Below are 8,172 nucleotides of genomic sequence, written 5' to 3'. Positions count from 1 at the left end.
TTTAATTAGTTCTCTAATTTCCACCAATTGATTTGGATCCAATCCTGTTGTTGGTTCATCTAAAATCAATACATCTGGATTGTGAAGTAAAGCTGTAGCCAATCCCACACGCTGACGAAATCCTTTAGAAAGTTCGCCAATTTTTTTATGACATTCTGGAGTTAAACCTGTCAATTCAATCACTTCTTGAATACGAGATTTGTCTGTTTTATGCACATCAGCACTAAATTCTAAATATTCACGAACATATAAATCTAAATATAACGGATTGTGTTCTGGTAAATAACCAACCGATTGTTGCACGCTTTTCTGAGCTGAAGTCACATCAAAACCATTTACGTTGGCTTCGCCTTCATCTGCTGTTAAATATGTGGTCAATATTTTCATTAATGTTGATTTTCCGGCACCATTTGGACCTAAAAAACCTACAATTTCTCCTTTTTTTACAGAAAAACTAACGTTATCTAACGCTTTTTGAGTTCCGTACGTTTTGGTTATGTTTTTTACTTCTATTGACATATTCTTGTTTTCAACAAAAATAATAAATTAAAGCAATACTTTAATAGATAAATTTAAGTTAATATGGTTTTTATTGTTTAATTTTTTTGTAAATTTGTTGAACAAAATATTTATACTATGGCAGCACCAAAAAAAAAGAAAGTAATTACTGAAGATGTAATTGTTTCTGCATACACAGATTTTTGTTTAACAAATGCAAAAAAACCAAATTCGGTTTATGAATTTGCAAAGCTAAACAATATGGATGAAACGGATTTTTATCACTATTTTACTTCATTTGAGGTTTTAGAAAGGCAATATTTTGTAACCATGTTTGCTTACACGTTAGAATTGTTAGAAAAAAATGAAGCATATCAATCTTATGAAAGTGCCGATAAATTATCCGCTTTTTATTTTACTTTTTTCGAAATGGCAACGGCAAATAGAAGTTTTATCATTCATTTATTGAAAGAAGATAAAAATCCAATGAAAAACTTAGGAAAGTTGACTAAACTTCGTGAAGTGTATTTGGATTATTCCTTAACTATTTTGGAAAAACCAATTAATATTGATCAAGAAACAGTAGTTAAAATTCAAGATAAAGTGATACAAGAAGCATCTTGGTTGCAATTTTTATCCATTTTCAATTTTTGGATGAACGATGAATCTCCAAATTTTGAAAAAACAGATGTATTTATTGAAAAATCAGTAAAAGCGAGTTTCGATTTGGCATACAATATTCCTACACAAAGTATTATTGATTTTGGAAAATTTTTGTGGAAAGAACAAATGAACGGGATGTTTTCAAAATCATAAACACAACAAAAAATAATGAAAAAAATAGATAGTATTCCAACCGGGAAGATGGAGCGCGTAACAAAATTAGTTACCACTGGAGTGAAAGTTGGAGGAAATTACTTAAAATATTACGGCGAAAAAGTCGTGAATCCATCGTTAACCAAAGATAAATTACATGAAAGTAATGCATCTGATATTTATGATGGATTAAAAGAATTGAAGGGAAGTGCCTTAAAAGTAGCACAAATGCTCAGTATGGAAAAAAACTTGTTACCACAATCTTATGTAGATAAGTTTTCGTTGTCGCAATTTTCTGTACCGCCATTATCAGCACCTTTAGTACGAAAAACATTTAAAACCTATTTTAAACAATACCCTGAAGAATTATTTGATACTTTTTCACCAGATTCCATTAACGCGGCAAGCATAGGACAGGTTCATAAAGCAACTAAAAACGGAAAAGAATTAGCTGTGAAAATACAGTATCCGGGTATTCGCGAAAGTATTGGATCTGATATTGCTTTAGTGAAACCAATTGCGGTTAGAATGTTTAATTTACAAGGAACTTCGGATGAATATTTTCAAGAAGTAGAAGATAAATTAACTGAAGAAACGGATTATAAATTGGAAATATCGCAATCGATGACAGTAATTCTTGATTGTGAAAAAATTGATAATTTATTATTTCCAAATTATTACCCAGAATATTCTTCAGATAAAATTATCACAATGGATTGGATGAATGGGATTCATTTATCTGAATTTTGTTCGAGCAATGCAACTCAAGAACAACGTGATAAAGTAGGGCAAACGTTATGGAATTTCTATATGTACCAAATTCATCAGTTGAAGAAATTTCACGCAGATCCTCATCCTGGTAATTTTTTAGTAGATAAAAATGATAATTTAATTGCGATTGATTTTGGTTGTATGAAGGAAATTCCAAATGATTTTTATGTGCCGTATTTTGAAGTGTCTACACCAGATTCTTTAAAAGATATGGACTATTTCACAAAAAAATTATTCGAATTAGAAATTTTAAAAACAACGGATTCTCCAAAAGAGTTAGCATTTTTTACAGATATGTTTCATGAATTACTTAGTGTTTTTACTCTACCAATTCAAGCAGAAATATTTGATTTCGCACAACCTGAGTTTCAAGCTCAAATTGCTGCTTTAAGTGAAAAATTCGCAAGTGATAAAACGCTACGTAAAATGAATGGAAACCGTGGTTCTAAACATTTTATCTATGTAAACAGAACATTTTTTGGTTTATACAGTTTAATGTTTGACATCAAAGCAAAAGTAAAAATTAACGATTTTGAAAAATATTTAAATTAAAATAAAACATGAAGAATTACCTAATAATTGGCGGAAGTAAAGGTGTTGGTGAAGAAATTGTAAAAGAATTATCTGAAAAAGGTAATTTTTGTCACGTTATTTCTCGTTCTGAACCTAGTTATGAATTTAATGGAGATTGGCATCAATTAGACGCTTTAACGGATAACTTACCAACTATTGAATCAATTGACGGTTTGGTATATTGTTTAGGAAGTATCAATTTAAAACCGTTTAATCGTTTAAGTTTAGAAGATTTTAATTCGGATTTAAATGTAAACTTTTTCGGCGCTTTGAAAGCATTTCAGCACTATTTACCAACTTTAAAAAAATCGGAACAAGCAAGTGTTGTCATGTTTAGCACGGTTGCCGTTCAATCAGGAATGCCCTATCACGCAAGTATAGCTGCTGCTAAAGGAGCTGTAGAAGGTTTAGTTAAAAGTCTGGCTGCCGAGTTCGCACCAAAAATAAGAGTCAACGCCATTGCACCATCTTTAATAGATTCTCCATTGGCTTCAGGAATTTTACGTTCAGATCAAATTAGAGAGAATATGATTGCGAAACATCCTTTAAAACGAATTTTAAATCCAGTTGATGTTTCTCAAACCGCTTGTTTTCTTTTAACAGATGCTTCTAATGGAATTACAGGGCAAATTATTGTTCAAGATAACGGTTTGGTAAGTTTAAGTTATTAAATATTTTATATATTTGTGATAGTATAAAAATCGCCAATATATTATGTAACTAATCAGTTATATAAAAAGTATATAAATTAATGAATCCCGATTTTTCGGGATTTTTTATTCAAATAAAATGGAAATTACAAAAGATTACAAACAATGGTTGGTAGATTTAAAATTAAATCATCCGTTAGTTATAGCTGGACCTTGTAGCGCTGAAACCGAAGAACAAGTTTTGAAAATTGCACACGAATTAAAAAACTCTGATGTTTCTATTTTTCGTGCTGGAATTTGGAAACCAAGAACTCGACCTGGAGGATTTGAAGGCGTTGGTGAAATTGGTTTAAAATGGCTACAGAAAGCCAAAGCAGAGACAGGTTTGTTGATGGCTATAGAAGTTGCCAATGCCAATCACGTAAAATTAGCGTTACAATATGATATTGATGTACTGTGGATTGGTGCACGAACCACTGTAAATCCGTTTGCAGTACAAGAAATTGCAGAGGCATTAAAAAACACAGATAAAATTGTATTGATAAAAAACCCCGTGAATCCAGATTTGTCTTTATGGATTGGCGGATTGGAACGCTTATATCAAGCTGGGATTAAAAATTTAGGAGTCATTCATAGAGGATTTTCAACCTATGAAAAAACGAAATATAGAAACAATCCAGAGTGGCAAATTGCCATAGATTTGCAAAATAGATTCCCGAATTTGCCATTAATTTGTGATCCATCACACATCACGGGTAAACGAGATATGATTCAGGAAGTAGCACAACAAGCTTTAGATTTAAATTACGATGGCTTAATTATTGAAACCCATTTTGATCCAGATAACGCTTGGAGCGATGCTGCACAGCAAGTTACACCAGCAGCATTAAAACAAATTTTTGTCGATTTGAAAATGAGAAAAGAAACCGATGAAAATGCAGAATGGAATAAAGAAATGGCCTTACAACGCGCATACATTGACGAATTAGATACAAAATTGATTGAAATTTTAGGAAAACGTATGCGTCTTGCGGAAAAAATCGGACAACTTAAAAAAGAGAAAAACGTTGCCATTTTGCAAAACAAACGATGGAATGAAATTTTAGGAAGAATGATTATAGATGGTGAAAATAAAGGATTAAACAAGGAGTTTGTTTTGAAAATTTACAAAGCGATACATCAAGAAAGTATTTCACACCAAGAAAAAATAATGAATAAAATTTAAATATATTACCAATTTTACATTTTGAATAATAAAGAGTAAATTTGTAATTCATTGTTTACAATTAAATATGACAGGAACCGTTTATAAATCTACAGGGAGTTGGTATTACATAAAATCTAATGATAATCAATTTTATAATTGTCGTATCAAAGGTAAATTCCGTATGAAAGGTATTAAAAGTACCAATCCTATAGCGGTAGGAGATGTGGTAGATTTTGATTTAGACGAAACGGTAGATGAAGTAAACGGAATTATAACTAATATTCACGATAGAAAAAATTATATCGTACGTAAATCTGTAAATTTATCAAAGCAAACACATATTATTGCCTCAAATATTGATATTGGTTTCTTAATAGTAACCATCAATAATCCTACAACCACTACCAGTTTTATTGATAGATTTTTAGTTACTGCAAAAGCCTATGGCATTGAAGCTATAATTATTTTCAATAAAATAGATACATTTGACGAGGCTACTTTAAACGAACAATTGTATTTACAACACATTTATACCGAAATTGGATATAGATGCTTGCGAGTTTCGGCAACTGATAATAAAGGTGTTGCAGAATTAATGGATATTATGAAAGGAAAAGTGTCTATGTTTTCAGGTCATTCTGGTGTAGGAAAATCAACGTTAGTTAACGCAATTGAACCTACATTAAAATTAAAAACTAAAGAAATTTCTAATTCGCACGCGCAAGGACAACATACCACAACTTTTGCCGAGATGTTTGATTTGTCAAACAAAATCCGAATTATTGATACGCCTGGAATACGAGGTTTTGGAATGGTTGATATGGAGAAACAAGAAGTTTCGGACTACTTTCCAGAACTTTTTGCTTTAAAAGAAGCGTGTAAATTCAACAATTGTTTACATAAAGAAGAGCCCCATTGTGCTGTAAAAAAAGCACTTGATGAAGATAAAATTACTTGGAGTAGGTACCAAAGTTATTTAAAAATATTAGAAGGTGATGAAGAACAATACCGAAATGATATTTACGGCGAAGACCGAATTGCAAGCGATGATACGAGAAAATAATTAATAATTTACCATTATTTTGAAAGTAGTAATTCAAAGAGTTTCAGAAGCATCTGTTACTATTGATTCGCAGATTGTGGCTCAAATATATCAAGGGCTTTTAATTTTAGTAGGAATTGAATCTGAAGACAATTTGGAAGACATTAATTGGTTGGTTTCTAAAATTGTATATCTTCGTATTTACGGAGATGAAAATAAAGTAATGAACCTTTCTGTAAAAGATATTGATGGCGAAATTATAGTAGTAAGTCAATTTACGCTTCATGCATTAACAAAAAAAGGAAACAGACCAAGTTATATTAAAGCAGCAAAACCAGAAATTGCTATTCCGCTGTATGAAAAATTCATACAACTTTTAGAATTGGAATTAGGGAAAAGTGTTCAAACAGGACAATTTGGTGCAGACATGAAAGTAGCATTAGTGAATGACGGACCTGTAACAATTATTATTGATTCAAAAAACAAAGAATAGTATGAAAAACAAATTTTTATTAATTTTTTTAGCAATGAATTTTATATTTAGTCAAAATATAAAAATCCCTATCATAACACCTGAACAAAAAGAAAATGCGAATACCATAAAAATAATCCAAAATAAAATAATAGAATATAAGAGTTTCGACAAAGTAATTAAAAATAATAAGTATATTGTTTTAGTTTTGAATGAAAGTGGATTTAACTCGATTGATTTGTCAGAAAATTATGACAAATCAAATAAAATAAAAAAAATTAATGTTATTTTATACAATTCATCAGGCGAAAAAATAAAATCTTTTAATAAATCTGATTTTAATGACAGAAGTTTATTTGATGATAGTACGATATTTTCAGATAGTAGAGTTTTATTCCTTGATTATAAGCCACTCTCTTTTCCATTAATTATTGAATACGAATGTGAAACAGAAAGTGTAAATACTGCATTTTTAAATACATGGTCTCCAATTTCTAATTTGCACGAAACCATTTTAGAATCTAAATTAGAAATAATTAAAAATGAAACTTATCCACTTAAATTTAAAGTACAAAAAATTCACGAATATAATATTGAAAAAATAGAGACACCTAAAAATATTGTCTATTCAGTAAGAAATATTTTAGCAATAAAACCAGAAGCTTATGCTGATTATTCTAAAGAGTTTCCAATGGTTAAAATGTTTTTAGAAAAAGCATCTTTAGAAGGTTATGAATTAAATATGAAGTCTTGGAAAGAATTTGGAAAAATGTATTACGATTATTTTATAAAAAATAACAGTACTATTTCTGAAAAAACAAAAGTAAAATTAGATAATATCATTTCCATTAATGACACAAAATTAGAAAAAATAAAGAAAATTTATAAATATGTTCAAGATAATACTCGATATATAAGTGTTCAGGTAGGTATTGGTGGATGGAAACCTATGGAAGTATCAGATGTTGAAAAATATGGTTATGGAGATTGTAAGGCATTAAGTAATTTTACTCGCTCAATTCTCAAAGCATATGATATTGAATCGTATTACACCGTAATTTATGGTGGTGAAAAAAAAAGCTTTGATGAAGAAATAATAGCCAAACAAAGTAATCATGTAATCGTATCTGTTCCGTATAATGATGACTATATTTTTTTAGAATGTACCAGCCAAACTAATCCATTTGGTTATTTGGGTGATTTTACTTCAAATAGAAATGCATTAATAATTAAACCAGATGGTGCTGAAGTTGTTAATACCACATATTATAAAAAAGAACAGAATACCCAAGAAACTCAGTCAAAAGTGACAATATTACAAAATGGGAGTGTAAAAGGAAATACAAAAATAATTTCTAAAGGCATTCAATATAACAACGTTTCTGGATTAGAAAAATTTAATACAAAAGAAAAATTAGAATATTATAAAAATCATTTTAGTCATTTAAATAATCTTTCAATTTCAGAATTGAAATTTTCAAATGATAAAGAAACATTTTCATTTGAAGAACAATTTAATTTTGAAACTGAGAATTATTATGAAAATACTTTAAATTCAATTATACTTCCTCTTAACGTTTTTAATAGATTTACAAATGTTCCTTATAAATATAGGAATAAAAAATTTTCATTTGAAATAGATTACGGTTTTATAGATTCAGATCAAATTGAAATTATTGTTCCTAGTAACTACGTTGTCAAACAACTTCCAGAAAGTATGAATATTAAAGAAAAATTTGGAGAGTATAGTTCTAAAGTAATATTTGAAAACAATGTCCTTGTTTTTAAAAGAGAATTAATAATGAATGAAGGATTTTTTTCAAAGGAAGAATATGAATCTTTTAGAAAATTTAGAGAACAAATTAGTAAATTAGATAATTTAAAGATATTATTAGAAGTTAAATAATATTTTTCTTTAATTTAGTCATTTAATGGGTTTATTTTTAAATTGGTAAATCATATAAAAATAAAAATTTTACACTTATGAAGAAAATTACGCTAGCCTTTTTATTTCCAATTTTAATGTTTGCTCAAAACAGAGAACTTGGTGAAGTAACTATTCAAGAATTACAAGAGAAACATCATAAGTCTGATACATCTGCAGTTGCTGCGGTAATATTTGAAAAGGGCAAAACCTTGTTTT

At 29.2% G+C, this 8,172-nt stretch carries 8 protein-coding genes; 7 read left to right on the top strand and 1 reads right to left on the bottom strand.

Going from position 1 to position 8,172, the window contains the following annotated elements:
* Positions 1–519 (bottom strand): ATP-binding cassette domain-containing protein (locus tag ACIQZ1_RS09105; protein WP_396160667.1); only part of this gene is annotated, 519 nt, incomplete at its 3' end.
* 117 nt (positions 520–636) lie between these two features.
* Here ACIQZ1_RS09105 and ACIQZ1_RS09100 point away from each other — a divergent pair.
* From ACIQZ1_RS09100 to ACIQZ1_RS09070, 7 genes are all read left to right on the top strand, one after another.
* Positions 637–1,314 carry a TetR family transcriptional regulator C-terminal domain-containing protein gene (locus ACIQZ1_RS09100; RefSeq protein ID WP_396160665.1) on the top strand — a complete coding sequence of 226 codons (678 nt, stop codon included), beginning with the start codon at positions 637–639 and terminating at the stop codon, positions 1,312–1,314.
* A gap of 15 nt (positions 1,315–1,329) precedes the next feature.
* The gene (locus ACIQZ1_RS09095; protein ID WP_396160663.1) at positions 1,330–2,637 is read left to right on the top strand and encodes an ABC1 kinase family protein; all 1,308 of its coding nucleotides are present in this window, start codon (positions 1,330–1,332) and stop codon (positions 2,635–2,637) included.
* A gap of 8 nt (positions 2,638–2,645) precedes the next feature.
* Positions 2,646–3,329 carry an SDR family NAD(P)-dependent oxidoreductase gene (locus ACIQZ1_RS09090; protein WP_396160661.1) on the top strand — a complete coding sequence of 228 codons (684 nt, stop codon included), beginning with the start codon at positions 2,646–2,648 and terminating at the stop codon, positions 3,327–3,329.
* Between the two features lie 118 nt (positions 3,330–3,447).
* Positions 3,448–4,533, top strand: a complete 1,086-nt coding sequence (locus ACIQZ1_RS09085) for a chorismate mutase (RefSeq protein WP_396160659.1) — start codon at positions 3,448–3,450, stop codon at positions 4,531–4,533.
* Positions 4,534–4,600: 67 nt separating this feature from the next.
* On the top strand, positions 4,601–5,578 hold the full coding sequence (gene rsgA, locus ACIQZ1_RS09080) for a ribosome small subunit-dependent GTPase A (protein WP_396160657.1): 978 nt from the start codon (positions 4,601–4,603) through the stop codon (positions 5,576–5,578).
* A 19-nt stretch (positions 5,579–5,597) separates the two neighbouring features.
* Complete coding sequence (gene dtd, locus ACIQZ1_RS09075; protein WP_396160655.1) at positions 5,598–6,050, top strand: D-aminoacyl-tRNA deacylase; 453 nt, start codon at positions 5,598–5,600, stop codon at positions 6,048–6,050.
* Position 6,051: 1 nt separating this feature from the next.
* Positions 6,052–7,935: a DUF3857 domain-containing protein gene (locus ACIQZ1_RS09070; protein WP_396160653.1), complete on the top strand. Its 1,884-nt coding sequence runs from the start codon at positions 6,052–6,054 to the stop codon at positions 7,933–7,935.
* Positions 7,936–8,172: the final 237 nt, after the last annotated feature.

Origin of the sequence: Flavobacterium sp. (assembly GCF_044341185.1) — a bacterium.
Classification (GTDB): Bacteria; Bacteroidota; Bacteroidia; order Flavobacteriales; family Flavobacteriaceae; genus Flavobacterium.
This window is presented reverse-complemented; position numbering and strand designations above follow the sequence as displayed.